At 64.5% G+C, this 25,263-nt stretch carries 24 protein-coding genes; 3 read left to right on the top strand and 21 right to left on the bottom strand.

Features of this window, described 5'->3' with window-relative positions:
* Together zwf and GSQ89_RS05250 are read right to left on the bottom strand one after the other, a co-directional pair.
* On the bottom strand, positions 1-1,102 hold a 1,102-nt coding region (gene zwf, locus GSQ89_RS05255; protein WP_254073082.1), incomplete at its 3' end, for a glucose-6-phosphate dehydrogenase.
* Positions 1,103-1,183: 81 nt separating this feature from the next.
* On the bottom strand, positions 1,184-1,588 hold the full coding sequence (locus GSQ89_RS05250; protein WP_158922730.1) for a hypothetical protein: 405 nt from the start codon (positions 1,586-1,588) through the stop codon (positions 1,184-1,186).
* A gap of 61 nt (positions 1,589-1,649) precedes the next feature.
* Here GSQ89_RS05250 and nhaA point away from each other — a divergent pair, with 61 nt between their 5' ends.
* Positions 1,650-2,852: a Na+/H+ antiporter NhaA gene (gene nhaA, locus GSQ89_RS05245; protein WP_158922728.1), complete on the top strand. Its 1,203-nt coding sequence runs from the start codon at positions 1,650-1,652 to the stop codon at positions 2,850-2,852.
* Here nhaA and GSQ89_RS05240 read toward each other — a convergent pair.
* From GSQ89_RS05240 to GSQ89_RS05200, 9 genes are all read right to left on the bottom strand, one after another.
* Positions 2,847-4,823, bottom strand: a complete 1,977-nt coding sequence (locus tag GSQ89_RS05240; RefSeq protein WP_158922726.1) for a response regulator — start codon at positions 4,821-4,823, stop codon at positions 2,847-2,849. The two genes, nhaA and GSQ89_RS05240, sit on opposite strands and share 6 nt — an antisense overlap.
* Positions 4,820-5,905, bottom strand: coding sequence for a chemotaxis-specific protein-glutamate methyltransferase CheB (gene cheB / locus GSQ89_RS05235; RefSeq protein WP_158922724.1), 1,086 nt, complete (start codon positions 5,903-5,905; stop codon positions 4,820-4,822). Before cheB ends, GSQ89_RS05240 begins: the two co-directional genes overlap by 4 nt.
* Before the next feature lie 3 nt (positions 5,906-5,908).
* Complete coding sequence (locus tag GSQ89_RS05230) at positions 5,909-7,945, bottom strand: response regulator (protein ID WP_158922721.1); 2,037 nt, start codon at positions 7,943-7,945, stop codon at positions 5,909-5,911.
* Between the two features lie 3 nt (positions 7,946-7,948).
* Positions 7,949-9,427, bottom strand: coding sequence for a CHASE3 domain-containing protein (locus GSQ89_RS05225; RefSeq protein WP_216856015.1), 1,479 nt, complete (start codon positions 9,425-9,427; stop codon positions 7,949-7,951).
* Positions 9,424-9,978, bottom strand: coding sequence for a chemotaxis protein CheW (locus GSQ89_RS05220; RefSeq protein ID WP_158922719.1), 555 nt, complete (start codon positions 9,976-9,978; stop codon positions 9,424-9,426). The genes GSQ89_RS05225 and GSQ89_RS05220 overlap by 4 nt, the downstream gene beginning before the upstream one ends.
* A complete protein-coding gene (locus tag GSQ89_RS05215; protein ID WP_158922718.1) occupies positions 9,975-11,480 on the bottom strand; it encodes a protein-glutamate O-methyltransferase CheR in 1,506 nt (501 codons plus the stop codon). The genes GSQ89_RS05220 and GSQ89_RS05215 overlap by 4 nt, the downstream gene beginning before the upstream one ends.
* The gene (locus GSQ89_RS05210; RefSeq protein WP_158922716.1) at positions 11,477-11,968 is read right to left on the bottom strand and encodes a chemotaxis protein CheW; all 492 of its coding nucleotides are present in this window, start codon (positions 11,966-11,968) and stop codon (positions 11,477-11,479) included. The genes GSQ89_RS05215 and GSQ89_RS05210 overlap by 4 nt, the downstream gene beginning before the upstream one ends.
* Before the next feature lie 354 nt (positions 11,969-12,322).
* Positions 12,323-13,315, bottom strand: coding sequence for an aldo/keto reductase (locus GSQ89_RS05205; RefSeq protein ID WP_158922714.1), 993 nt, complete (start codon positions 13,313-13,315; stop codon positions 12,323-12,325).
* 204 nt (positions 13,316-13,519) lie between these two features.
* Entirely contained in the window at positions 13,520-14,497 is a 978-nt protein-coding gene (locus GSQ89_RS05200; RefSeq protein WP_158922712.1) for a ketopantoate reductase family protein, read from the bottom strand.
* Between the two features lie 120 nt (positions 14,498-14,617).
* Between GSQ89_RS05200 and GSQ89_RS05195 the strand changes: the two genes are divergently transcribed.
* Positions 14,618-14,968, top strand: coding sequence for a RidA family protein (locus tag GSQ89_RS05195; protein WP_158922710.1), 351 nt, complete (start codon positions 14,618-14,620; stop codon positions 14,966-14,968).
* Between the two features lie 332 nt (positions 14,969-15,300).
* Positions 15,301-16,032, top strand: a complete 732-nt coding sequence (locus tag GSQ89_RS05190) for a hypothetical protein (RefSeq protein WP_216856014.1) — start codon at positions 15,301-15,303, stop codon at positions 16,030-16,032.
* A gap of 211 nt (positions 16,033-16,243) precedes the next feature.
* Here the strand turns inward: GSQ89_RS05190 and GSQ89_RS05185 are convergent, their stop codons facing one another.
* The 10 genes from GSQ89_RS05185 to GSQ89_RS05140 form a co-directional block, all read right to left on the bottom strand.
* The gene (locus GSQ89_RS05185) at positions 16,244-17,023 is read right to left on the bottom strand and encodes an SDR family NAD(P)-dependent oxidoreductase (RefSeq protein WP_158922706.1); all 780 of its coding nucleotides are present in this window, start codon (positions 17,021-17,023) and stop codon (positions 16,244-16,246) included.
* 145 nt (positions 17,024-17,168) lie between these two features.
* Positions 17,169-18,035 (bottom strand): sulfurtransferase, encoded by an 867-nt coding sequence (locus tag GSQ89_RS05180; protein ID WP_158922704.1) that lies wholly within the window; start codon positions 18,033-18,035, stop codon positions 17,169-17,171.
* A 3-nt stretch (positions 18,036-18,038) separates the two neighbouring features.
* Positions 18,039-18,446, bottom strand: coding sequence for a VOC family protein (locus tag GSQ89_RS05175; protein WP_158922702.1), 408 nt, complete (start codon positions 18,444-18,446; stop codon positions 18,039-18,041).
* A 17-nt stretch (positions 18,447-18,463) separates the two neighbouring features.
* Complete coding sequence (locus tag GSQ89_RS05170; RefSeq protein WP_158922700.1) at positions 18,464-19,216, bottom strand: SDR family NAD(P)-dependent oxidoreductase; 753 nt, start codon at positions 19,214-19,216, stop codon at positions 18,464-18,466.
* Positions 19,217-19,327: 111 nt separating this feature from the next.
* A complete protein-coding gene (gene ptsP, locus GSQ89_RS05165) occupies positions 19,328-21,202 on the bottom strand; it encodes a phosphoenolpyruvate--protein phosphotransferase (protein WP_158922698.1) in 1,875 nt (624 codons plus the stop codon).
* Positions 21,189-21,491: an HPr family phosphocarrier protein gene (locus GSQ89_RS05160; RefSeq protein WP_158922696.1), complete on the bottom strand. Its 303-nt coding sequence runs from the start codon at positions 21,489-21,491 to the stop codon at positions 21,189-21,191. Before GSQ89_RS05160 ends, ptsP begins: the two co-directional genes overlap by 14 nt.
* On the bottom strand, positions 21,488-21,910 hold the full coding sequence (locus tag GSQ89_RS05155) for a PTS sugar transporter subunit IIA (RefSeq protein WP_158922694.1): 423 nt from the start codon (positions 21,908-21,910) through the stop codon (positions 21,488-21,490). The genes GSQ89_RS05160 and GSQ89_RS05155 overlap by 4 nt, the downstream gene beginning before the upstream one ends.
* A gap of 107 nt (positions 21,911-22,017) precedes the next feature.
* Positions 22,018-23,001, bottom strand: a complete 984-nt coding sequence (gene rapZ / locus GSQ89_RS05150) for an RNase adapter RapZ (protein ID WP_158922692.1) — start codon at positions 22,999-23,001, stop codon at positions 22,018-22,020.
* Positions 22,998-23,414, bottom strand: a complete 417-nt coding sequence (locus GSQ89_RS05145; protein WP_256367299.1) for an HPr kinase/phosphorylase — start codon at positions 23,412-23,414, stop codon at positions 22,998-23,000. The genes rapZ and GSQ89_RS05145 overlap by 4 nt, the downstream gene beginning before the upstream one ends.
* 107 nt (positions 23,415-23,521) lie before the next feature.
* Positions 23,522-25,162: an NAD(P)/FAD-dependent oxidoreductase gene (locus GSQ89_RS05140; protein WP_158922688.1), complete on the bottom strand. Its 1,641-nt coding sequence runs from the start codon at positions 25,160-25,162 to the stop codon at positions 23,522-23,524.
* Between the last annotated feature and the right edge of the window lie 101 nt (positions 25,163-25,263).

Below are 25,263 nucleotides of genomic sequence, written 5' to 3'. Positions count from 1 at the left end.
ATTCCGCCGCCTCGGGCGGGAAGATGGAGAACGGCGGGGCGCGGAACTGGATGACGATTTCGGACACTTTTGACGGCAGCCGCTTGCCGGTGCGCAGGTAGAACGGCACGCCGGCCCAGCGCCATGTGCGCACCTCGGCCTTCAGCGCGACGAAGCTCTCGGTGCCGGAGGCGTCGTCCGAACCGAGGTCCGTCAGGTAACCGGGCACCGGTTTGCCGTCGATGGCACCCTGGGTGTATTGGCCGCGCACCGTCAGGGTGGCGACCTCATGCGGCTCCATGGGTTTCAGGGCGCGCAGCACTTTCAGCTTCTCGTCGCGCACGCGGTCGGCATCCAGCGACACCGGCGGGTCCATGGCGATCAGGCACAGCAGTTGCAGCATGTGGTTCTGCACCATGTCGCGCATGGCACCGGATTTATCGTAGTAGCCGCCGCGTCCCTCCAGCCCGACCGTTTCGGCTACCGTGATCTGCACGTGGTCGATCACGTCGGCGGTCCACAAACGCTCGAAGATCGTGTTGGCGAAGCGCAGTGCCATCAGGTTCTGCACTGTCTCCTTGCCCAGATAGTGGTCGATGCGGAAGGTCCGTGCCTCGGTGAACACTTTTCCGACCTCATCGATGATCACCTTGGCCGAGGCGAGGTCGTGGCCGATCGGCTTTTCCAGCACGACGCGGGACTGTTCGGTGACCAGCCCGCTGGTGGCCAGCGCCTGGCAGACGGGCCCATACAGGTCCGGCGAGGTGGCGAGGTAGAAAACCCGTATGCGGTCCGGGTCCAGCAGGTCGCGAAAGCGGCTCCAATCGGCATCGGGTTCGGTGGCGTCGATCGAGACGTAGTGCAGTTGCGCCAGGAAGCGGTGCATGATCTCCGGGTCCTGATCGGCGCGGGCGACGTGCTGTTCCAGCGCCTTGGTCGCTCGGCCGCGAAAATCCTCGTCCGTCAATTTGGAGCGGGCGGCGCCGACGACGCGGGATTCGGCAGGCATTTGGCCGTCGCGGAAGCGGTAATACAGCGCGGGAAGCAGTTTTCGAAGTGTCAGGTCGCCGGTCGCGCCGAACACGACGCAGTCGAAAATGGCAACGGGAATGATCTTCGGCATCCATCAGCCCTCCTGGTCAGATAACCTTCGCGGGTGCAGCAAGGTTGCTACACCATGCGCGCGATCCCGGCCATCGGGGGGTCATTCCGCGTTCTGAAGGGCGGCGAAAATTCCGATCATACGAGCACAGACGAACAGCGCCGCGCCGAGCAGCAGCATCACCTGACGGGACGGCGTGGTTTTGACGTAGTTGTTGATCAGCGTGAACAGCGTCGCGATCAGGAACGCGACCCCCGCCAGGAACAGGAAATGGCCATAGCCGCGCGGGATGCCGAAATAGCCTGCGATCCGGCCGGCGATGAACAACGATGCCACGATCACCAGGGTCCGGTTCTGGCCACCCAGGATACGCTTGATCCATGACGTCAGCAGGTTCAGCCGCGCCTCACCGATGAGTTCGGGGGTGATCAGGACGAACGCGATCAGGTCGAGTATGTTGACCACGGCGTCGTGCGGGATGGCTCGTATGGCTGCGTACAGGTTCATTGCCCGATGGTGGCATGGAACAGGTCGGATCATCAACGAACGGGCGAGTCAGAGGGACCGCATGACGGCAACGCCCCCCAACCGGCGCTACGCCGCGCTGCTGGCATTCCTGCGCAGCCAGACCGCCGGCGGATTGGCGCTGATCATCGCCGCGGCCGTGGCCCTGGTCTGGTCGAACGCGTCCGGCGCCGACCAGTATTTCCGGCTGCTGGCGACGCCGTTGTGGATCCTGCCGGTGGACGGCTGGGTCAACGACGGGCTGATGGTGTTGTTCTTCCTGACCGTAGGCCTGGAGATACGGCGGGAGATGACCGACGGCCAATTGTCGTCGTTCCGGCAGATCGCCGCGCCAGGATTCGCCGCGCTGGGCGGCATGGTGGTGCCGGCGCTGATCTTCGCCGGTTTCAACCACGCGGACCCGGCCCGGCTGCGCGGTTGGGCGGTTCCGGTCGCGACAGATATCGCGTTTGCCCTGGCGGCTTTGTCGGTCCTGGGCCGGCGCGTGCCGATCGCGTTGAAACTGTTCCTGACGGCGCTGGCGATCATCGACGACCTGGGCGCGATCGTGGTGATCGCCCTGTTCTACACCGCGAGGCTGGATCTGCCGGCACTGCTGGCGGCCTGCATGGTCTGTGCTGTTTTATACGGCCTGAATCGAGCCGGTGTGCGGTCGGTCTGGGCCTACGCGGTTGGCGGCGTGCTGCTATGGGCGTGCGTGCTGCGATCGGGCGTCCATCCCACCATCGCCGGTGTGGCCCTGGCCTTCGTGGTGCCGATGGACGACACCGGTGACCGGATGGAAGCCGGCCTGGGACATTGGGTCACCTGGATGGTCTTGCCCCTGTTCGGACTGGCGAACGCCGGATTACGGCTGGGCGGACTTTCGCCGGCGGACTTCGGCACACCGGTCATGCTGGGTGTCGCAGTGGGCCTGGTCGCCGGCAAACCCATCGGCGTGTTCGGCGCCATCTGGCTGTCGGTCCGGCTTGGCTGGGTTCGGATGCCGGCCGGGCTGACCTGGCCGCGGCTGTTTGGCGCGGCGCTGCTGTGCGGCATCGGCTTTACCATGAGCCTGTTCATCGGTGACCTCGGCTTCCACGGCACGCCCATCCAGCCGGAGGTGAAGCTTGCCGTGTTCACCGGGTCGGTGATTTCCGCCGTATTGGGTCTGGTATGGCTGGCGTTTACAGCGCCGGCGAACGGAACTGACACCCCTGCCAGAGGCGATCGACGCCGCCGACAGGGCCATGGACGTCCCTCATGACGCGGTCACCTGCCACGTGAAGACGAACGTCGTGCCGCGTGCGGGTGGCGCGCTTTCCACCTGCACATGGCCGCCATGGCTTTCGACGATCTTCTTGACCATGGCCAGGCCAATACCACACGATTCCAGGTCATCACGACCCGCCAGGGTCTGGAAGATGACGAAAATGCGATCATGGAACCGCGGCGATATGCCGGGTCCATCGTCGCTAACACGGAATTCCGCCACACCGGCGGCCAGTCTCGCCAAAATGACAACGCGGCCTTCGGCTCGGTCATGGTGTTTCAACGCGTTGCCGATCAGGTTTTCCAGGATCACACGAATCGGCCTGCGATAGGTGCGCAGCATCGTCAGGCTGCCGTCGTAGGTCACGACGAAGCCCGGCGACGGCGCCAGCATGGCCACGATGTCGTTCACCAACTCGGCGATGTCGACGTCCTCGACGAAACAATCGACGCTGCCGACATGCAGATAGGCCAACAATCCATCCATCAGCATCTGCAGCCGAGCCACCCGCCTGCGCAGCAGCCCCAGATGTTCGACCGTCTCAGGGCTCATCGCCGGCCCGATGTCTTCGCCAATCCATTGCGCCAAATGCATGATCGCCAGCAGCGGCGCCTTCAGGTCGTGCGACGCGACATGGATAAGGGCATGCATCTCCCCCTCCACCCGCCGGCGTGCCGCGCTCTCCGCCACCAGTTGCGCCGCCCGCATCTCCGCGAGTTGCCGGGCCGCCCGCCCTTCGGCCGCTTCGAACTGCGTCAGCAGCAATTGCTCACGCATCATGCGGTTCTCATCCGCGAACTGCTTGCGCCGTATCTGGGCGAGCACGCGTGCGCGCAGCAGATCGAATTCGGCCGATTTGGCGACGTAATCGTCGGCACCCGAACTCAGCCCCTCGATCATCGCCGTGCGATCTTCCAGCGCCGTCAGCATGACGATGGGAATATCGCGTGTCACCGGCACGCTTTTCACCCGCCGGCAGGTTTCCAGGCCGCCGATCCCCGGCATCATCAGATCGAGCAACAAACAATCGACCTGCTGCACGGCGAGCAGGTCGAGCGCCTCCTCGCCGGAGCGGGCCAACACCAGTTCATAGCCGTCCGCGCGCAACGCAACGGCAAGCTCCTGCAGATAGGTTTCGCTGTCGTCGACCGCCAGGATCTTCTTCGGTCCAAGCAGGCTCGGCGTGCCCGGACCCACGCTTTGCGTGCCGGCGCTCCGCAGCATGGCGTTCAATCGGGCGAGGATGACATCGACGTCTGCCTCCTTCCGCACGAATGCGTCGGCGCCGGCATCGAGGATACGGACTTCCGCGCTGTGGTCCTCCGACCCGGTCAGCAGCAGGCAGGGCAAGCGGCGCAACGCCGCGTCGAGCCGGACGCGCCGGATGACCGTCGCACCGTCGATGCCGGGCAGTTGACCATCGACGATGATCGCCGCCGGTCGCTGGTCGGCGGCCACCCGCAACCCGTCCTCACCGGTGCCGGTGACCAGCACGCGATATCCTTCGCCTTCCAAAATGTCCTTCAGTGCCTCGCGGAAGGTGATGCTGTCGTCGATCAGCAGAATGGTCAGCGGCGCGGACGCCGTTTCGTCGCCGCTGCCGCGGACCAGTTCACGCGCCCGCGCGACCAGGTAGACAGGCTCATAGGGTTTGCCGACATAGTCGTCGGCCCCCGTCGTCAGGCCGTGAATGCGATCGCGGATTTCCACTTCGGTCGACAGCAGCATGACCGCTGTACCGGCGGCCGACGGCATAGCGCGAATCTCCTTGAGCAGTTCGATGCCGTCGCCATCCGGCAACAGGACATCGAGGATAACCAGCGCGAACTGCTCCCGGGCGAGCGCCTGCCGCGCGGCGGCCACGGTCTCGCAGGCTTGCGCTTGCAGGCCGGCCGCTTCCAGGATCTCCAAAAGATCCATCCGAACCGTCAGGCTGTCATCGACGACAAGAACCGGGCCGATCATCGCGGCATCTCCGATCCGGACGGCTGGAGCGACATAAGCCGGCCGGCGATCTCCTGCAGTGGGAGTACCTCGACAGCGGCACCAAGCAGGGCCGCCTCGCGCGGCATGCCATAGATGGTCGATGTCGCCTCATCCTGCGCGATGGTCAGGGCGCCGGCCTCGCGCAGTTTCAGCAGGCCGGATGCACCGTCCCGCCCCATGCCCGTCAGAAGGCACGCGACAACCGATGGGCCATAACATTGGGATACAGACTCAAACAGCACATCCACCGAAGGCCGGCACGAATGGCGTTCGGGATCGGCGGTGAGGTGAAACCGGCCGTCGCGCACCGTGAGGTGTCGGCCAGGCGGGGCCATGACGACCCGCCCGGCGGCCGACGCCACCGGGTCCCCCTGCCTTGCATGGGCCACCGGCCGGCCGATCTGCGCGTCGAGCCAATCGGCGAAGGCGGACCCGAACGGTTCATTGATATGCAGAACGAACACGATCGGCAGCCGAAAATCGGCTGGTAACGCCTGCAATATCTCGACGATCGCACTCGGGCCGCCGGTCGATGCGCCGATCGCGACCAAATCGAACCGCCGGTCCATCCGGCACCCGCGCGGCAGCGGCAACAACGGCGCGCGTGCCACGATCGTCGTCAAGGGCGGGTCCACCGGACGTGCATACAGACGCGGAATGATACGGATTCGCGAGACCAGCTTCACCGTCACGATGAAGCGACGTTCCCAGATGCCGTCGGCCTCGGTCCCTGTCGGCTTTTCCAGCACGTCGACCGCCCCGGCGGCCAGTGCGTCATAAGTCCGGAACAACTCGCCACGATTGATCGATGCCGAAACAATCAGAATGGGCGTGGGACAATGCGCCATGATGTATTCGGTCGCGGCAAGACCGGTCATCACCGGCAGCATCATATCCATGGTGATCAGATCGGGCCGATGCAACAAGCACAATTCGATGGCGCGCTTGCCATCCGGTGCCGCCCCAACCAGCTCGATTTCGGGATCGCCGGACAGGATTTCCATCAGGCGCATACGCACCGTCATGGAATCTTCGACGACAAGAACGCGGATCTTCGGCATCGCCTATCTCACCAGCGGCTTGATCAACGCGAGAAGCCTGGACTGGTCGAACTCGCTCTTGATCATATATCCCTGACTGCCAACGGCACGGCCACGTTGCAGGTCCTCCGGTGCCGCACGGGACGTCACCAGGATCGCGGGAATTTCGTGCAGCGCCGGGTCCGCACGCACCTGTTCGACGAAGGTGAAGCCGTCCATCCCCGGCATCTCGACGTCGACCAGGAACAGCGCATAACGCGTGCGATGCGCGGCTTTCAGCCCTTCCTCCGCCGACAGCGCGACATCGACCTCATAGCCTGCCGATTCGAGAATGCTTTGCTCCAGCATCCGGGTCGTCAGCGAATCGTCGATCACCAGGATCCGTGTCCGTGCCGTCGCCGGCACGATGTCGGACGAACCCGGTGCGCTGTGCCGAACCGCGGAGACGATACCGTCCGGATCGAGGATCAATTGGGGATTCCCCTCGGCATCGAACGCCACGCCGGCGACGACCGCGCTCACATGCAGGTTGTCCGGCAACGGCCGAACGACCAGGTTGGCCGTTCCCAGCAGCCGATCGACGCCGATCGCGGCCAGGCCGTCGGCTCCAGCCAGAAGGACCATGCTCGAACGGTCCCGAACCGACTGATGTGCGCCCCCCAGAATGGTTGACAGCGCCATGAAGGTAACCGCCTGCTGCCCGTACAGCACCGCGGTGCCGGGTGCCGACGGCAAGATATCCCCGGCGCCGATCCGAACCGTGCCACGGACCGCATCGAGCGGGATCGCGATCGCGCCGCTGCCGCCCGCCTCCACGATCAACACTTCAAGCGCCGCGAGCGACGACGGCACCACCAGTTCAAAGACCGTTCCCCAGCCGCGTTCGGTGCGCACCACCACCTCGCCGCCAAGCCGTTCGATCGCGGCACGCACGACGTCGAGCCCGATTCCGCGCCCGGACACCTCGGTCACCGTCTCCGACGTCGTGATGCCGCCCCGAAGCAGCAACTGAACAAGGGCGGAGGCATCGGCGTGCCGGACATCGGGGCCCGATACGCCACGCCGTGACGCGACGCGCCGGATGGACTCGAGATCGAGGCCACCCCCGTCGTCGCGGCATTCGAACACCACCCGCCGGCCCCGGCGCGAGATGCTGATGCCGACATCGCCGATCTCCGGCTTGCCGGCACGCCGCCGCACGTCGGCGGCCTCGATTCCATGCGCCACGGCGTTGCGGATCAGTTGGATCAGTGCGCTCTGTATCGCGCCAAGCATGTGCGAATCGAGCCGCATCTCGTCGCCTTCGGCGCGGAATTTCACCTGCTTGCCCAAGGTCCGGGCCGCGTCGAGCGCGGTCCGCTCCAGCACGGTGAACAGGCTTCCCGCCGGCACCAGGCGCAGCCGTTCGGCCGCGTCACGCAGTTGCTGCAACTCCCGATCCATCTGGTCGACGGTCGAGCCCAGCCCACGTTCGACCGTTCCGACCTTGCGTTGCAATTCGTCGGCGATCGCGAGCAGCCGTTCCGACGCACCCCCGTGATGCCGCTGGACCGCCAACTGGGCCTTCAGCACCTCCGCCAGCCGCTGGGCCTGTTCCAGCCCGCGCTCGGCATCGCGCAGCCGGGTCAACAACCCATGGGTCTCCGCCACCCCGTCGAGAACCATGTCCATCTCGACCACGTCGGCCCGGACGGCCCGCCAGGGTTCGTCCGGAAGCGAATTGGCCGCGGCGGATGCCACCGGTTCGACCGGTGAGAGCATGCGCAGTTGGTGGTCGATGCTGTCCAAATGATCGAGGATCGGACCAAGCGCGTCACGCGTGACACCGGCCGTCGCGTCACGAAGCGGCGCCAGTGCGTCCTCGATCGCGTGGGCCCCATCGGCGATACCAGCCTGTCTGACAACTCGCGCCGCTCCTTTGAGCGTATGCACCAGGCGCAGCAACTGCTGTACCAGCGTTGCCGCCGGGCCGCCTTTCTCCAGCTCGAGCACGGTCTGCGCGCACTGGTCCAAAAGTTCGCGCGCTTCCAGCCGGAAATAGCGGTAGGGATCGGCGGCCACGCTTTAGGCCGCCATATGCGGCTGAATGATGCGCAGCAGATCGCGGGGCAATTCGGCCAGTTGGGTGGCTGTTTTCGATGTCTGGCCCGCACTCGTCTCCATCTCCGCCGAGGCCTGGGCGACGCTGGAAATCGCGATGTTGACCTGCTCGACGGCGGTCGATTGCTGCGTGGTCGAAAGCTCGATCTCGCGTGACGCCTCGGTCGTGGTCGAAACGAGCCCGGCGATCTGCTTGAACGCCGACGCCACGTCGCCAAACTGGCGAGACCCGGCATCGACCGCTTTCGATCCGGTTTCGGTGGCCATGACCGTGGTATTCACCGCGCTGCGGACGTCTTCGATCAGCGTGCGGATTTCCTTGGCCGAACCGGCGACCCGATCGGCGAGTTTACGGATCTCATCCGCGACCACCGCGAACCGCTTGCCGCTGTCCCCTGCGCCGGCCGCTTCGATCGTCGCGTTGATGGCCAGGATATTGGTCTGTTCGGCCAGTTCCGACACGATTTCGACGACGGCGCCGATTTCCTGGGATTTCTTCCCCAGTTCCAGCATGTGGGCGACAATCTGATCGACCTGCCGCCGGATGCCCGCGATCGATTCATGCGTCAAATCGACCGTCCCATGGCCCGAGCTGGCGGAAACCGCCGTTTGTTCGGCATTCCGGGCCACCCGGCGGGCGCTTTCGGCGATCTGCCGCGTGGTCGCCAGCAATTCGCTGATCGTCGTGCTGATCTCCGTCATCGCCGACGATTGTTCCTTCGCGCCGGATGCCTGCTGACTGGCGGCAATCTGCAGTTCCGCCGAAGAGCTTTGGATCTGCAGGACAGCCGAACCGATCTGCTGGGACAGCGAGCGGGAGATGAACCAGCCGATTATAGCCACCACGATGGCACCCAGCAGCCCACCCCAGATGATGATCGTCGTGGTCATGTCGGCACTGGCGCGCGCCTCCTCGGCCCGCCGCTTCAGCAGATCCACGGCTTCCTGATCCGCCTGACCGATCAGCTCTCGGATCTGGTCCATGACGATCTTGCCCGTATTGTCCAGCACGACCTTGAGGGCGGACCCCATATCCTGGGTGCGCCGCAACTCGATCGTCTTCTTCAGTTCCGCCAGTTTGGCGTCGATCAGTTGCGACAGTCTCGCCATGCGTGGTTTCTGCAGCGGATTGTCGGCAGTGGATTCGACCACCTTGGCGAACGTGACCTTGATCGCCGGCAACGCGGCTTCATAAGGCGCGAGATAGCTGTCGATGCCGGTGAGCAGATAGCCGCGTTGTCCGGTCTCGGCATCCTTCAACTCCGACAACAGATCGGCGAGTTCGACCCGAACCTGGTGGCTGTGTTCCACCAGGGCGTCATTCTCGATCAGGCTGACGATGTTTCGATAGGAGACGAAGACAACCAGCAGCAGTGTGAGTCCAGCCAGGCCAAAACCGGCGATCAGCCTTCTCCCGACCGTCCAATTCGCAAACATCTTCATTGATTCTCTCCTGGCGCGACCGTTTGCCGCTGCGTTCTGATCGCGTCGAGGATCGACGGCAGGTGCAGGATGGGTCGGACAAACTGTTGAACGGGGACGAAATCCCGGGCGAAGGGCAGCTCTTTCGCGCTCGCGTCGGTCGGCCGGATCGTCTCCGACGCCACACGCAGATGACCGTCGAAACCATCGAACGCGAGCGCGATCGGCGCCGCCGCCGCGATCACCAGCCAGCGCGGCGCAGCCTCGGCCGGGCGGCCAAGCAGGGTGGTCAGGCCATAGACCGGCTGGATCGTGCCGCGGAAACCGGCGATACCAAGCAACGCCGGATCGCCGCCCGGCACCCGCGTTATCTTCTTGTCGGCGTAAAGCCCCGCGATGTCGGACAAGCGAATGGCGAAGACGTCGTCTCCGGCCCGAACCATCAGCAGATCCTCCATGAGGTTCATATCGAGGCGGGATGGTTCGGCGAAGGAACGGTCGAACGCGGCACGCAACACCGCCGCCCGTGCCGCTGCGCGCGGCAAGCCATCCGTCACAGCAATCTCGCTCATGGCCGGCCCTCGCATTCCTGTCGCGCCGAGTTGCACAGCGCCACCAGCGCTTCACGGTTGAAACCGCCACCGAACAGCAGAATCCGCGATGTCTCCTCACGTTTCAGCAGGATCAGGGCGTGTTTCAGTTCGCGTAGCGCCGCCTTCGGATCGCCGGCGCGCCGAGCGAGAAGGCCCAGATGCAAACGGGGCATGGCAAAGGCGGGGTCAAGCCAGACGGCGGTTCGATCGGACTCTCCGGCACCGTCCAGGTCGCCGGCGTGCTCGCGGCAAAGCGCCAACACATAATGGGCGCCGGCATTCGCCGCGTCGATTGCGATCAGCCGCCGGCAGGCGACCTCTGCCGCCGGCAGTTGGCCGCTGTGCGCCAGCAAGGCCGCTTCGAGCAACAACGTGTCGCGATCATCGACCGACGCCGGCGGCCGGCCGCGCAGGGTGTCGAGCGCATCTGCAAAACGCTCCCTGCGCAGAAGATCGAGCACCGGGGCCGGGTCCCAGGCAACCCCGGGTCTCGGGATGGTTTCCACCGGTTCGGGCGGAACCAGCGCCGCGACGCGTTCGGTGGCCGATCGGATGGTTTCGAACCAGGTTTCACCCAACGCGGCGATCGGCGCCCGCGGCGGTTCCGCTGCGATCTCGAATCCGGACATGGCGGGCGGGCTCACGGACCGGCCGCCTTCCCGAAGCTGGTAATAGAAGGTACTGTGCGTGTGGTGCAGGTAGAATGCGTCCGAGACGCCATGCAGCGTCTCCGCGTGCCCAAGAAAAAGGAAGCCGCCGGGTGCCAGCGAACGCGCGATCCGAGCGATCGCGAGACGCATCTGCTCCGGTGCGAAGTACATCAGTACATTACGGCAGAAGATCACGTCGTAGCTCGCGGGCTGCCACAAACCGGGGTCATCCCTGACCAGGTTTCCGGCCTCGATCCGCACCGAGCGACGCACCGTTTCGTCCAGTCGCATGTCCCGCCCGTCCGGACGAAACCATTTTTGCTGCTGGCTGAGCGGCGTATCCCGGAGCGCCCAGGGGGAGTAGCGCGCGGCGGCGGCTTTCGCCAACGCAATCGGATTGATGTCGATCGCCCGTACCCGGATATCCCAGGCGGGATCGGTAATCGTCTCCCGCGCAACGATCGCCAGCGAATACGCCTCTTCGCCCGACGCACAGCCGGCCGAAAGCAGGCGCAACTCGCCTGGCGTCCTGCGGGCACGCATGCGCTCCGGCAAGGCGACCTCCGCCAAGGCCCGGAATTGCTCGCCGTTGCGAAAGAAATAAGTTTCACAGACCGTGAGTTCGCCGGCGAGGGTGCTGATTTCGGCGGCCGACGGCCTTTGCTCAAGAGCATCGAGGTAAGCGTCGCTCGTTTGCCCAAGATCGCTCAGCCGGCGCCGCAACACGTTGCCGAGGAAACCAAGTTTGCCGTCGTCGAACCGCAGGCCGATCCGGACCGCAATCGTGGTTCGAAACCGTTCCAGTTCATCGTGGTCGATCAAGCCGTTCATGCGACGGCCTCGGCGCCGTCGAGACGCTCGAACAGTGCCTCCGGAACGATGCAGGCGGTATTGAGGAACAGCAGCAGATCGGCGTCGAGGCGCCCGATCGCCGAGACCATGTCGCCGGCGGCTTCCCGCAGCAGTGGCGGCAAGGATTCGGCTGTCCCTTCGGTCTCGATCGACCTGACGCCCAGTACGCTGTCGACTGCCAGGGCAACGATGCGGGTGCCGGATTTGACTGTGATCAGCCGCCGGAGCGACGCCGTGCGTCCGCTGAGCAAAAGCGCGATATCGACGACCGGCGTCGGCATGCCGCGAATGATCGACAGGCCGCGGACGAATGTTGGCGCGTCCGCGATCGGTTCGCTGGGCAGCAGCCGCATGATTTCGACCACGTCCGCCAGCCGCAGGGCACACAGGAACGATCCGGCGCGGCACAGCAACCAATTGTCCTGTCCGCCATGGGCACCGTCGCCGAGGGCCGCTGAAAAACGCATGAAAATCCCGATAAAATGGTGGCGGCGCCAGCCGGACGGCAAAACATCGAGGGTTGGCGCGAACCTTCCGGTGCGGTTCGGGTCAACCGCATACAGAATAGGGCATTTTAGTTAACAAATTCTGAACGACAGATAGGAAGGACTTGCGATTTCATCTTGGCCGGGGAGGCCGCTTCCAGGCAGGGTTCGTCGTTGCGCCATGAAAGGCCACCCCTGCCAGGAATGGGGCGTCCGAAGGGGCCATCAGTCGCGATGCACGCTCGCACTGATGGCCCGGGTACCTGGTTTCATTCCGCTGTAAAATATCCATGTCCCACCCTCTGCGCTGGGTGGCACATGGACAGAAGGCTTCTGCTATCGCGCCTCACCAGAGAAACCGGCGGTCAGCGCGCCGAGGCGATCAAGCGCGGCCTGCGGCAACGGCCCTTTCAGCACGGCGGCGAGGCTGGCCTCGAATTCCTGCACCGTTGCCATCCCGACCAGGATCGAGCCCATCGCCTTGTGCGTGATGGCAAACCGCGTGGCCGCCTCGGCCAGGCTGCCGGCGAAGCCCTCGGTCACCAGCGGCATCAGCCGGCGGCCCCGTTCCAGATCCATCTCATGCGTGTGGGCGGAGCCGATGGGTGCCGGCGGCGGGCTGGCGATCGGATGGCGTTCGGCGGTGCCGGTCAGGGCGCCTCCGGCCAGGACGCGGATACCGACCACGCCGACGCCGGCCTTCTGGGTGTGATCGAACAGGCGGCCGTAATCCTGCGCCGGATAGTTGGGCGGCAGGGCGGTGGCGGCGGAGGCGTTCAGCATGTTGTAGCTGACCTGGGCGCTGTCGATCACCTGGGCATCGATCACCTGGTGCAGCGCATCGGTGTCTCCGACCGCGGTGATGCCGAGGAAGCGGGTTTTCCCCGCTTTGCGCAACGCTTCGAAGGCCGGAACGACTTCACCAAGCACTTGTGCGGCGCTGATGCTTTCGCCACCGCCGCCCACGGTGATGGGGTTGTGCAGGTGGAAGATATCGACGTGGTCCATTTTCAGGCGTTGCAAGCTGCCGTCGATGGAGTCGGTGACGGTTTTGGCGATGGCGCCGAAATTCGGGATGCGGACCTTGGTGCCGACGGCAACGTTCGTTCGGCGGCCGCCGGCCATGACGCGGCCGAGATTCGTTTCTGACACGCCGTTGCCGTACTGCACGGCGGTGTCGAAATAGTTGATGCCGGCGTCCAGCGCGAGGCCGATGGCCTTGTCCTGATCGACGGCTGAGCCGCGTACCATCAGGCCGCCGACGGCGCCGCAGCCGAAACCGAGGATCGAGAGTCGCAGGCCGGAGCGGCCGTATATGCGTGTTTCCATGTTCGTTTTCCTTTAGGTTTCGTGGATAAATCGATGCTTCGATGTTGGCTCGGTCGCCCAGTCCCGTCATGGCGGACGTAGGCCTGCCGTCCACGCCTTTTCCGAGACTCACACCGCAAGGCGTGGATGGCGAGCCTTCCCCCGCCATGACGGCGCGGGGTTAGCGACGCTCGCCAAGCGGGTCGTTTATTTCTCAGCGTTCCCTTAATTGTAAAGTCCGGCGGTGCGGGCGCGCAGTTTGCACAGGGCGACCAGCAGTTCCAGCGTGGGCACCTCGACACCGGCCAGGTGCGCCAGGGCCAGAGGTGCATCGAACATGCCGTCGATTTCCATCGGGCGGCCAAGTTCCAGGTCCTGCAGAATGCTGGGTTTGTGATCCATCGAACGTTGCCCATTGACCCGCCGCGCATGGTCCGTCGTCGGATCGGCGCCCAGCGCCTGCGCGATGGCAGTGGCTTCCTGCATCATCCGCAGGCTGGCCTGTTCGGCCGCGGGTTCGACATAGACCCCCTTGGGCGCACTGCCAGACAGCACCGCCAGCGTGCCGCCGGCAAGGTTGCTGATCAGCTTGTTCCAGATCTCGGTGCGGATCGCCGGCGTCGCCTCTCCGCTGACGCCGCCCTTGGTGATCAGGCCCGCCAGCGTTTGCACCCGTTCCGACAACGTGCCGTCGGGTTCGCCCAGGATGAAGCGGCTTTTCGGCTGCTCGACCTCGACGACGCCGGGTTCGGTGACGGCGCTGGCGGAATAGACGACGCCGCCGATCGTCCGGCCTGGCCCGAGGGCTCGGCGCAACGCGTTGTCGGGGTCGATGCGCGGCAACGGGGTGCCCTCGTGCGGGCCGGGCAGGTGGTCGAAATACCACCAGGGGATGCCGTTCATGACGAAGGCGACCGATGTGTCGGGACCCAGCAGCGGCTTGATGGAGGCGGCGACGGCAGGCAGCGCGGGGGCTTTGACGGTGACGAACACGGCGTCCTGTTGCCCAAGTTCGGCCGGATCGGCGGATGCCCGCACCGGCGCGTGGTGTTCCCCATCCACGGCATGGACGGTCAGGCCGTTGGCCTGGATGGCGGCCAGATGCGCGCCACGGGCGATGACGGAGACCTCGACGCCGGCTTTGTACATGCGCGCGGCGAGGTGGCCGCCGATCGCGCCGGCCCCATAGATGCATATTTTCATGGTGAACCTCTCTGATGGCGGCATCGGACGCCAGGACCGGGCGGCAGGTCAAGCCATGGTCTGGTCCAAGGCGGGGTCTTGGCTTAGAAAGCTGCGATCATTTCCAACCAGGAGCCGTCCATGAGCAAGATCATCCGCACCGAACCCGGCGCAATCCTCTCCAAGGCCGTCGAATACCATGGGTTCGTCTATCTGCCGGGCATCACCGCGCGCGACACCAAGCAGGACATCAAGGGCCAGACCGCCGACGTCCTGGCGCAGATCGACGCGATGCTGGAGCATCACGGCACCGACAAGACCCGCATGCTGCAGGCGACGATCTGGGTGAAGGACATCAAGCAGCGCGGCGCGATGAACGAAGTCTGGACCCCGTGGCTGCCAAAGGACGGCGCCCCGGTCCGCGCCTGCGTCCAGGCCGAGATGGCCGCGCCCGAGGTGCTGGTGGAGATTATGATCACCGCCTGCAAGTAGGGTTGCGTCGGAGTGTGGCCGGGTGACCCGGGCCACACTCTGCCGGACGACGACACAATCCGCGCCTAGTATCGGCTCTACCAAGAGGCGGGATCGAGGGCTTGGCCGAAGAAGCTCGTCGCGACGCGATCTACCAGATCCCCAGTTCCTGCCGAGCAAGTGATAAACCGATCAAAACGACCTCCTGCGGCATAGTGTACATGCCGAGGGGTAGAATCGACCACCTCCGAGCCGCGCAAGCATCGAGGCGGCAGCCACGCAGTTTCAAGCGCGATTCCCCTGCCTGAACTGAACAGAGAACTTGACAGTTCTGGCTCTGTATCTATCATTCGATGATTTATTTTGCCGGCTCACAACGATCTGTGGAGCTGCCGCCGATGAAAGAGAGAAGCGTCAATCTCGGCATCAACCGGTTCTCCTCTTCCAAGGGAGGCGATATCGCGTTCCAGTGGCTGCGGACACTTGAGTCTGCCGTCATGTTAGCCGGGGCGAAGGTACTCAACACCGATTCCTCGCTGGGCAAGCGTTATACAGGGCCGTTGCACGATGATCGGTTGCGTATGAACAGTATTGATCCGAAGATCGCGTTGGAAGCCGGAAAACGGGAAGCGATGCGTCTCGGCCATGCGATCGAAGACTGGTTGACACCGGAGTTTCTGGCACAACAGTACAACGAAAGATATGGTGGAGCCGTACAGTGCTGGAATGCCGTGCGGCGGAGGGGTCAAGTCGATGCCGGAAATGTCGGCGGCTTTTTGGTTGAACGTTCCGGGGAGCGTCCGTCATTATTCCCAATCGATTTTTATAGCGCCGGGGCACGACCGGACATCCGCGTCGGACTGGGCGATGGGACAGAAGCCGTGTTCGACTTTACGACAGTGGGTAAAGCAGGCCATCTGTGGGAAAAAATTGGCGGCAAAGTGCTGGGGGACAAAAGAGTAGCATTCGCCGCTGAGATCGTGACGTTAGCCTGGCACAGGCGTGACCCCGCAATGGCAGCGATGCTGCACAAGCTTGATCCCGAGCACAATCCGCCCCCGAATAAAATTCCGCCGCTCGGTTGAGGCTCTGTTGGCGCCCTATGTCAGCTGGCGTGAAGGATCGTTATCCTACCAGGAGACGACGCCGCAGGTGATTCGGAGAGCGTGGCTTTTCTGGGGTATTCGGCCCGGGTACACCGTCGGCCGAAATTGAACCGGCGAGGTGAACTCCTGAGACGGAGTAGGTGGCTCATCTGTGTCATGGCCGGGCTTGTCCAGGCCACCCACGACTGTCCTAAGCCGTCGAACCGCCATCCACCGGTAAGGCAACGCCGTTGACGAACGACGCCTCGTCGGACAACAGGAACAGGGCGGCGTTGGCGATCTCCTCCGGTTGCGCCACCCGGCGCATCGGGTTCAGGCCGCCCCGCTTGGTCACCAGCGTTTCGGGCGTTTCGCCCGGCGGTAACTGACTGTCTGGACGCGCAACGAACACCCGCAGCATGGGCGTGTCCGTGGTACCCGGACAAACCGCGTTGACCCGGATGTTTTCGTGTCCGTAGCGTTTGGCCAGACCCTTCACCAGTCCAACCACGCCGAACTTGGCGATGTTATAGACCGGGCTGTACGGTGACCCTTGCAGACCCGAGGTCGAGGCCGTGAACAGGATCGATCCGCCGCCGCGGGCGCGCAGTTCCGGCAACGCCGCCTCGGTCGTCACCAATACCGAACGGACGTTCAGGTCCATCGCGAAGTCGAACTCCTTCCAGTCCAGGCCTTCGATAGACGCCGGACCAGGTGTTCCAACATGGTTCCAGACGAAATCAAGGCCGCCGAAATGCTTCGCCGTCTGCCGCACGATGTCGCGGGCGAAATCGTCGCTGGTCAGGTCACCGGACAGGCCAATCGCCTTGCCGCCCGCGGCGGTGATCTGCCGTACCACGGTGTCGGTGGCTTCCTTGTTCAGATCCACCACCGCGACCGACGCCCCTTCCTTCGCGAAACGAATCGCCCCTGCTCGGCCCATCCCCGACGCCGCGGCCGTAACGATGCCGATTTTGTCTTTCAATCGCATTGTTGTTTCCTCCTGCTATCGAATTGACGACCGCACCACCCCCGCCATGGCAGGCGAAGGCCTGCCATCCACGCCTTTGCGCAACCAGGCATCACAAGGCGTGGATGCCGGCCTGCGTCGGCATGACCGCGTCGCGTGTTGCCGTTCAGCCAGTCTCCATCGGCAGATTTTCGTCCTTGGCCCATTCCGACAGCGACGCGTCATAGATCTTCACATCGCGATGCCCCAGCATCGTCAGGACCAAAGCGTCGGCACTGGCCGCGATGCCACCGCCACAATACGCGATGACCGGCCGATCCAACGCACCGACCGCCCCCAGGCGGCGGCGCAACTCATCCGCCGGCAGGAATGCATTCGTCGCCGGATCGAGCAGGTGTGCCGCCGGCACGTTGACGCTGCCGGCGATGCGCCCCGGACGCCCATAGCTGTTGCCGCCAGTGCCATTATGTTGCGCCGGCAGAAGCGCATTCAACGTGCAGACCCCCGCGTCGCCGATAGCGGCCTTCACCGCCTCCTTGCCCACCATCAGGTTCAGGACCTCGCGCACCGTGAAATCGCCAGCCGGACGCGAACCGCCCGGCCCGGTTTCGACGCCTCGCCCTTCCGCCGTCCATTTCTGCCAGCCGCCGTCCAGCACTGCCGCGTTGTCGTGACCGAATTCGCGCAGCAACCACCACACGCGCGTCGCCCACCACGGATTGCCGGTGCTGTAGGTCACCACCCGCGAGCCATTGCTAATACCGAAACGACGCATCGCGGCGGCGAAATCATCCGGCTTCGGCCGCATGAAATTCAACGTCTGTGTCGTGTCCGACACGTCCCGCGACACGTCGCAAAACTGCGCGCCGGGAATGTGGCCTTTCTCATAATCCTCCCGAGCCGGCTTCACGACATAAGTGGTTTTCGGGTCGGGGATCAGATGGACGGTGCAATCCAGCAGGACCACATCGTCAAGATGCCCGGCGAGCCAATCGGTCTCGACCAGGAACTCCGGATGAACGAAACCGGGCATGGCCTAATGTCCCGCCACGAGTTCGGCGAGCTCGATCACCACATTCCCCGTGGCGGACGGGTCGAGGAAGATGATCTTCGACCCACCATGCCCGGTTCGCCATGTGTCGCTTTGCAGCTTCACATTCTTGGCCTTCAATTCGGCGATCGCGCCCTCGATATCCTCGACCTCAAAGCAGATATGGAACAGGCCCGTGCCCTTCTCGGCGATCCATTTCGAGACGCCCGATTCCGGCCCCTGTCCTTCCAACAATTCAATGTACGACTGCCCGACCGGCAGCATCGCCAACTTGGTCTGGCCGATCTGTTCCTCATATTCCAGGTCCAGACCGAATGCGTCGCGCATCAGATCCAGCGATTGCTTCATCGAATCGACGGCGATAGCGATATGTTCCACGCGCTTGATCTTCATCGTTACGACTCCGCTGTTCAGGAAATAATGACGCCGCTGTCCACGGGATAGATATGTCCGGTCACCTTGCTGGATTCGTCCGACGCCAGGAACAACGCCATGGACGCGATGTCCTCCGGCTCGATCAACCCGACCAGGTGCGACTCCGCCAGTTTGCCCAGGGCCGCGTTGCCGGCAACGAGCGTCCGCACCCGGTCGGTCATCGTGGCGGACGGCGCGATGGCATTGACGCGGACCTTCGGCGCGAACTCGACCGCCATGGACCGGGTCATCGCCGCGACCCCGCCCTTCGCCGCGGTGTAGCAATCGCGCCCCGGGACGCCCATCAATGCAACGTTGGACGACATGTTGATGACCGATCCGCCGCCGGACCGGACGATCGCCGGAATGCCGAAACGGCACCCCAGGAACGTGCCGAACAGATCCAGCTTGATCACCCGCCAGAACTCCTCCAGCGGCGCCTCGGTCACGTTGCTGTCGCGCGCCGTCGACCCCCCGGCGTTGTTGTGCAGCACATGCAGCCCGCCATAGTGCTGGACCGCCTTGTCGATGGTGGCCTGGATGCTGTCGGGTTCGGTGACGTCGGTCGTGATGGCGATGGCCTGGCCACCTTCCTGGACAATCAGTTGCGCGGTCTGTTCCCCGGCCGCGGCATTGACTTCGGCAATCACAACGCGGGCGCCTTCCGCGGCAAACAGCCTGGCGGTGGCGCGTCCGATCCCGGTCCCCGCGCCGGTGATGACAGCGACCTTGCCTTCAAGGCGTGGCATATGTGTTTCCCCCCGGTCAGAGCGTGATCGCCCAAGGCCGAAGGCCGGAAGGCGTGAATCACGCGAACAAACTCTACGCGGGGATCATCGTCACCCGTCAGGCGAAGGGGATCAAGGGGCCGCCGCCGGCGAGTCCGTCCGCCCAAACCCGTCCACCATCGCCTGTATCTTCTCCGAATCCCCCTGCTCCATCACCCGCCGGGCAAACCGCACGCAGGCATCGATCCCCACCGACCGGATCACCTGCTTCACCTTCGGCACGGCGGAGGCGTTCATGCTCAGCGATCGCACACCCAGCCCCAGCAGCAACGGGGTCAAGCGGGGCGCCGCCGCCACCTCGCCGCAGATCGACACCGGCATGCGCATCCGCAGCGCCGCCTCGGTCGCGAACTGGATCAGCCGCAGCACCGCCGGGTGCATCGGGTCGTAGAGGTCCGCGACGTCGCTTTCCCCCCGGTCCACAGCCAGTGTGTAAGCCGTCAGATCGTTGGTGCCGATGGCGAAGAAATCCGCCTCCAGCGCCAGCGCGTCAGCCGACAGCGCGGCCCCGGGAGTCTCGATCATGATCCCCAGCGGCGGCAATTTTTCCGGAATCCGATCGCCCCGCCGCCGCAACCGCCTAGCAACGCGTTCGTACACCTCCCGCGCCGCTCGGACTTCACTGACAGTGGTAACCATCGGCAGCAGCACCCGCACCGGCCCGGCCATCGAGGCACGCAAGATCGCCGCCAACTGCGTTTCCAGCAATTCCGGCCGGCGCAGCAGCAGTCTGATGCCACGCAGGCCCAGCGCCGGGTTGGTATCGGCGATCTCCGGCACAACGCCGGCCAGGGTCAGCGCCTCGATCTCCTTCTCGCCACCCCAGTCCAGCACGCGGATGGTGACCGGATCGCCGTGCATCGCCTCGACGATCGTCCGATAGCTTTCGGTCTGGGTCGCCTCGTCAGGAATGGTCTCCCGATTCATGAACAAGAATTCGGTTCGTAGCAGACCAATACCCACCGCGCCGGATTGCACGATCAGCGGCAGCTCGACCGGCAGCTCCAAATTGGCCTGCAATTCCACCGACACGCCGTCCTGTGTCACGGCGGGCAACCGCCGCAGCCTTGCATACCGCTGCCGCTCCCGCGCGAACGCCGTCAACGCGCGCTTGGCGGCCGTCATCATCGTGGCCGAGGGGTTCAGCATGACGGTTCCGGTGCTTCCATCTACCACCGCGACGTCGCCCGGCCGCATCGCATGCGCCAGCCCGGCCACGCCCAGCACCGCCGGCACGCCCAAAGCCCGCAGCATCACCGCGGTATGGCCATCCGAACCGCCTTCCTCGGTCACCACCCCAGCCAGCCGGGATGGGTCAAGCAACGCCGCATCCGCCGGCCGCAGATTTTCCGCCACAAGGATCGAGCCTTCCGGCAGTCCCGCGAAGCTGCGGAACGGCGACCGCGTCAGGTTCCGCACCAGCCGCCGGGCGATTTCGCCGATTTCATCCGCGCGCCGGCGCAAACCCGCCAGATCCTCCGCCGACAGGTCCGGTTCCGCCTGCGCCATGATCGCCTCGGCGATGGCTTCGGTTTCGCTCATCACCGCGGCTTCGGCAGACAGCAGGGTTTCCTCGATCCGTTGCCGTACTCCACGCACCAGGCGGGACGGCCCAAGCATACGGATGTAGGCATCGATCAGCGGGGCGATTTCGGTCTGGCTTTCCTCCGGCAGCACCGCCAGCCTGGCGCGCAGTTTCGCCAATTGCTTGCGGGACTGGGCAATCGCCGCTTCCAGCCGGGACCGTTCGGCGCCAATGTCGGAAGCCTGGATTTTCTGCCGGGTGATCACGGCTTCCGGTTCGGTGGTGCCGAACACCGGCCCGATCGCCACACCCGCCGAGACCGCTATTCCCTGGAACAGTTGCTCTGTACGTGCCTGGGGGGCAGCGAGGGCGGTACCGGCCAGTCGCTGGTGTTGTGGGGGTGGCGGGTCAATCCTGTTCATCGAAGCCGGCCTCGACCAGGGTTGCCAGGGCGTCCAGCGCCTCCTTGGCATCCCAGCCTTCGGCACGCAACTCGATCTCGGCACCACGCCCGGCGCCCAACATCATCAGCCCCATGATGGACCGGGCGGAGATGACCTGCCCGTCCCGCAGTACGTCTACCGAAGCGCCGAACTGTTCGGCGAGGGTGACGAACCGGGCGGCCGCCCTGGCATGCAGGCCGCGCTTGTTGCAGATGGTGACGACGCGCGAGAGGATAGGTTGCCCACTCGGCGACGACGAATCACTCATCCACAGGACCCGTTCGCCTTGCAGCCGTGCAGGATATGGGACGCAGCGGCGATGTATTTTCGCCCGGCGTCCTCGGCGCAGGTGACCGCATCGGCCAGCGGCTGCTTTGACCGGACTTTCGCCAATTTAACCAGCATCGGCAGGTTGACGCCGGCGATAACCTCCACACCTTTCTTTTCCATCATGGAGATGGCGAGGTTGCAGGGGGTTCCGCCAAACATGTCGGTCAGCAGCACGACCCCGTCGCCGGTATCGCACCGCCCGATGCAAGCCTCTATCTCGGCTCGGCGGTTTTCCATGTCGTCTTCCGGTCCGATACAGACCGTGTCGACGTTTCGCTGGGCCCCGACCACATGTTCCATGGCCCGGCGCAATTCGTCCGCGAGATGCCCATGCGTCACCAGGATCATACCGATCATGAGCGAACCATGGAATCCCGGTGCGTATGCGGGCAGGCCGACCAGAGCATGAGCGGGCGAGCCAATCCGTAAGCGTTCGATGTGCCCATCGTACTGTATCAGGCCTCCTACGCCTGAACCGACAAACCCTGCGCAATTCTATCTAGGTCGGATTCGTCCCGGCGCGCAACCGGGCGGTCCGATAGAAAACTGTTCCCGTTTCCCTCGCTCGCCAGTTCCCGGTGGGTGACGAACACCTGCCAGCAGGGATCGTCAGTCCGATCGGCACTCTTCGCCGTGACGCACGAAGTGAGATGCTTTGCTAATTTTTCAATCAGATAGACGGACCTGTGACGGCCTCCCGTACACCCAATCGTGATCGTAGCGTATCTCTTGCCCTCTTGCACGAACCGCGGCAAGGCAAGTTCGACGAGGCCCGTCAGCAGCGAAAAATATTTCGCGAAGTCGGGATCGGCCTTGATATAAGCCGCGACATCGCGGTCCATTCCGGTCTTGGGCCGCAATATGGGATCGTAGTGCGGGTTCCGTAGGAAGCGTGCATCGAATACCAGGTCTGCTTCCCGCGGCAGGCCTTTGGGATAGGCGAAGGAGACCAGGGAAACAACCATGCGCGCCTGGTCGGAGCCAGCACCGAAATACCGCTCGATCAGGCGGCGCAGGTTGGCGATCGGCAGGCCGGACGTATCCACCACCAGGTCGGCGTGCTCGCGCAGCGGTTCGGTCAGCACGACTTCCGCCGCGATACCATCGGCGACCACCCCCTGCGGCGCCAGTGGATGACGGCGGCGGGTCTCGGTGTAGCGGCGCAGCAGGGTGCTGTCGTCGGCCCAGGCGTAGACAAGTTGAATGCGCAGGCCGGGATTGGTCTGCAGACGCGTGATCGCGTTCAGCACGTCGTTAGCATCGAAGCCGCGGGTGCGGGCGTCGATACCCACCGCCAGCTTACGGTCGCCGCGGCAGATCATTTCCTCCAGCATCGTCAATGGCGGGTTGTCCACCGCTTCATAGCCGACATCCTCCAGCGCCCGCAGAATCGAGGCCTTGCCGCCGCCGGACAGGCCACTGACGATGACGACGGCCAGGCTGCTCATGCGACGAACGCTCCGGCCACCTGACTGATCCGCCCGAGGGCGCAATCCAACGCCAGAACCACCTTATCCGCGGCCGAGGCGGCGGTGGCGTCGATCCGCACCACCGGCAGCCCCAATTCCGGATGTCGACGCGGCTCAGGCAGCCGGTCGGCGGATCCGTCTAGTGCGACGATCAAGGCAAGGCGTGCCTGGGGCCGGTTCGGCAAACGCACGATGCCGATCCCGCGCGCTTCCAACAACCCGGCCAGTTCAGCGGGGCAAGAGGCGATGCCGTCCGCGATGTCCACCTGATCGTCCGCCACCAGTTCGAAGCCGCGTGAAAGAAGTCTCAGGGCAAGATCGGATTTTCCGGATCCCGACGGGCCAACCATCAGAATCCCGTCTCCATCTCTTGCTACGCAGCTTCCGTGCATGCGCCGTTGGCTGTGCATTGGAACATTCTGATCGCATCACTCGCGAAAAGGAAGCGGCTTATCGACACCCTGTCACTACAAACTTCGAGTGTAGCATCCGATTCACCCTACCCGTACGCCACCACCCCCTGTCCCCGCGTCATCCGCTCCACAAGGGGACTCTCCGTCAAACGACACGCCACCGCCTCAGCCACCCTGATGCCGTCCACACCGGCCGACATGATGCCCCCGGCATAGCCCGCGCCCTCGCCAGCCGGGAAAAGCCCTGGCGTGTTCAAACTCATCCCATCGGTCCCCCGGCCAATCCGGATCGGGCTGGACGTGCGGGTTTCCACGCCGGTCAGTACCGCGTCATGCATGGCGAAGCCGGGGATTTCGCGATCGAACTTCCCCAATGCCTCGCGGATAGCCTCGACAGCGAACTCTGGCAGACAGGCGGCCAGATCGGCGGGAACCACCCCGGGTTTATATGACGGCTCGACCTGCCCCAGTGCCACCGACGCTCGACCACCGAGCAAATCGCCGACGCGCTGGGCTGGCGCGGCATAGGTGCTGCCCCCGGCCAGGAACGCGCGTTGTTCCCACACCTGTTGGAAGGCGATGCCGGCCAGGGGATCGCCGGGATAATCCGCCGGCGTGATCCCGACGACGATGCCGGCGTTGGCATTGAACTCGGCGCGCGAATATTGGCTCATGCCATTGGTGGCGACACATCCAGGCTCGCTCGTCGCTGCAACGACACGGCCCCCGGGACACATGCAGAAGCTGTAGACGGACCGGCCATTACCGGCGTGATGCACCAGCTTGTAGTCGGCGGACCCCAGCATGGGATGCCCCGCGAACGCCCCGAACCGCGCCCGATCGATCAGGGACTGCGGGTGCTCGATACGCGCCCCGATCGAGAACGGTTTGGCCACGATATGAACGCCGTTCCGGTGCAGCATGGCAAAGGTATCACGGGCGCTGTGACCGACAGCTAGGATGACGTGATCGGCGTCGATTTCTTCCCCGCTCGCCAGGGTCAACCCGCGGATATGCCGGGCGGCGTCCAACCGAATATCCTCGACCCGGGCCGAGAAACGATATTCCCCGCCCAACGCCTCGATCTTGGCGCGGATACCTTCCACCACGGTGACAAGGCGAAACGTGCCGATATGGGGTTTGCTGTTGGTCAGGATGTCCTCGGGCGCACCGGCTTCCACGAACGCCGTAAGCAGTTTGCGCGTCAGGTGCCTGGGGTCCTTGATGCCACTGTAGAGTTTGCCGTCGGAAAACGTGCCCGCCCCGCCCTCGCCAAATTGGACATTGGATTCCGGATTAAGGACAGCGCGCCGCCACAACCCCCAGGTGTCCTTGGTGCGCTGCCGAACCGGTTGCCCACGTTCCAGGATCAACGGCCGGAACCCCATCTCCGCCAAGGTCAGCGCGGCCATCAGTCCACATGGGCCGGTGCCGACAACGACAGGGCGGTTCATCGGCGATTGGACGTGGACGGGCGGGCGATACTCTGTATCCGGAGTTGGGCGCAAGGTCGGATCGGCGGCCAGGGCGGCGGCTTCGTCCCGGAGCGTGACGTCAACGGCGTAGACCAGGCTGATCGCGGAGCGGCGGCGGGCATCGTAGGCGCGGCGGGCAACGGTCAGGGTCAGCAAGTCTTCGGGAGCGATCGCAAGGCGCGCCAGCACGGCGTCACGCAGGACGTCCTGCGTGTGGTCGAGGGGGAGTTTGAGTTCGGTCAGGCGGAGCATAAGCGCGTCAGATCATGAACGTATTTGACTCATTCCGGCACATCCAAACCGCGAGGACGGTGCGACGCATGGCCGCCACACGAGAAGGCGCAAGGCATGAT

Origin of the sequence: Acidisphaera sp. S103 (assembly GCF_009765975.1) — a bacterium.
Classification (GTDB): domain Bacteria; phylum Pseudomonadota; class Alphaproteobacteria; order Acetobacterales; family Acetobacteraceae; genus Rhodopila.
The sequence above is the reverse complement of the archived record's forward strand: the minus strand, read 5'-3'. Positions and strand labels throughout refer to the sequence as shown.

Bases quoted from the DNA above. Each gene is read 5' to 3' on its own strand.
- GSQ89_RS05250 (WP_158922730.1), bottom strand. From the start codon at position 1,588: ATGAACCTGTACGCAGCCATACGAGCCATCCCGCACGACGCCGTGGTC.
- nhaA (WP_158922728.1), top strand. From the start codon at position 1,650: ATGACGGCAACGCCCCCCAACCGGCGCTACGCCGCGCTGCTGGCATTC.
- GSQ89_RS05240 (WP_158922726.1), bottom strand. From the start codon at position 4,823: ATGATCGGCCCGGTTCTTGTCGTCGATGACAGCCTGACGGTTCGGATG.
- cheB (WP_158922724.1), bottom strand. From the start codon at position 5,905: ATGCCGAAGATCCGCGTTCTTGTCGTCGAAGATTCCATGACGGTGCGT.
- GSQ89_RS05225 (WP_216856015.1), bottom strand. From the start codon at position 9,427: ATGAAGATGTTTGCGAATTGGACGGTCGGGAGAAGGCTGATCGCCGGT.
- GSQ89_RS05220 (WP_158922719.1), bottom strand. From the start codon at position 9,978: ATGAGCGAGATTGCTGTGACGGATGGCTTGCCGCGCGCAGCGGCACGG.
- GSQ89_RS05215 (WP_158922718.1), bottom strand. From the start codon at position 11,480: ATGAACGGCTTGATCGACCACGATGAACTGGAACGGTTTCGAACCACG.
- GSQ89_RS05210 (WP_158922716.1), bottom strand. From the start codon at position 11,968: ATGCGTTTTTCAGCGGCCCTCGGCGACGGTGCCCATGGCGGACAGGAC.
- GSQ89_RS05205 (WP_158922714.1), bottom strand. From the start codon at position 13,315: ATGGAAACACGCATATACGGCCGCTCCGGCCTGCGACTCTCGATCCTC.
- GSQ89_RS05200 (WP_158922712.1), bottom strand. From the start codon at position 14,497: ATGAAAATATGCATCTATGGGGCCGGCGCGATCGGCGGCCACCTCGCC.
- GSQ89_RS05195 (WP_158922710.1), top strand. From the start codon at position 14,618: ATGAGCAAGATCATCCGCACCGAACCCGGCGCAATCCTCTCCAAGGCC.
- GSQ89_RS05190 (WP_216856014.1), top strand. From the start codon at position 15,301: ATGATTTATTTTGCCGGCTCACAACGATCTGTGGAGCTGCCGCCGATG.
- GSQ89_RS05185 (WP_158922706.1), bottom strand. From the start codon at position 17,023: ATGCGATTGAAAGACAAAATCGGCATCGTTACGGCCGCGGCGTCGGGG.
- GSQ89_RS05180 (WP_158922704.1), bottom strand. From the start codon at position 18,035: ATGCCCGGTTTCGTTCATCCGGAGTTCCTGGTCGAGACCGATTGGCTC.
- GSQ89_RS05175 (WP_158922702.1), bottom strand. From the start codon at position 18,446: ATGAAGATCAAGCGCGTGGAACATATCGCTATCGCCGTCGATTCGATG.
- GSQ89_RS05170 (WP_158922700.1), bottom strand. From the start codon at position 19,216: ATGCCACGCCTTGAAGGCAAGGTCGCTGTCATCACCGGCGCGGGGACC.
- ptsP (WP_158922698.1), bottom strand. From the start codon at position 21,202: ATGAACAGGATTGACCCGCCACCCCCACAACACCAGCGACTGGCCGGT.
- GSQ89_RS05160 (WP_158922696.1), bottom strand. From the start codon at position 21,491: ATGAGTGATTCGTCGTCGCCGAGTGGGCAACCTATCCTCTCGCGCGTC.
- GSQ89_RS05155 (WP_158922694.1), bottom strand. From the start codon at position 21,910: ATGATCGGTATGATCCTGGTGACGCATGGGCATCTCGCGGACGAATTG.
- rapZ (WP_158922692.1), bottom strand. From the start codon at position 23,001: ATGAGCAGCCTGGCCGTCGTCATCGTCAGTGGCCTGTCCGGCGGCGGC.
- GSQ89_RS05145 (WP_256367299.1), bottom strand. From the start codon at position 23,414: ATGCACGGAAGCTGCGTAGCAAGAGATGGAGACGGGATTCTGATGGTT.
- GSQ89_RS05140 (WP_158922688.1), bottom strand. From the start codon at position 25,162: ATGCTCCGCCTGACCGAACTCAAACTCCCCCTCGACCACACGCAGGAC.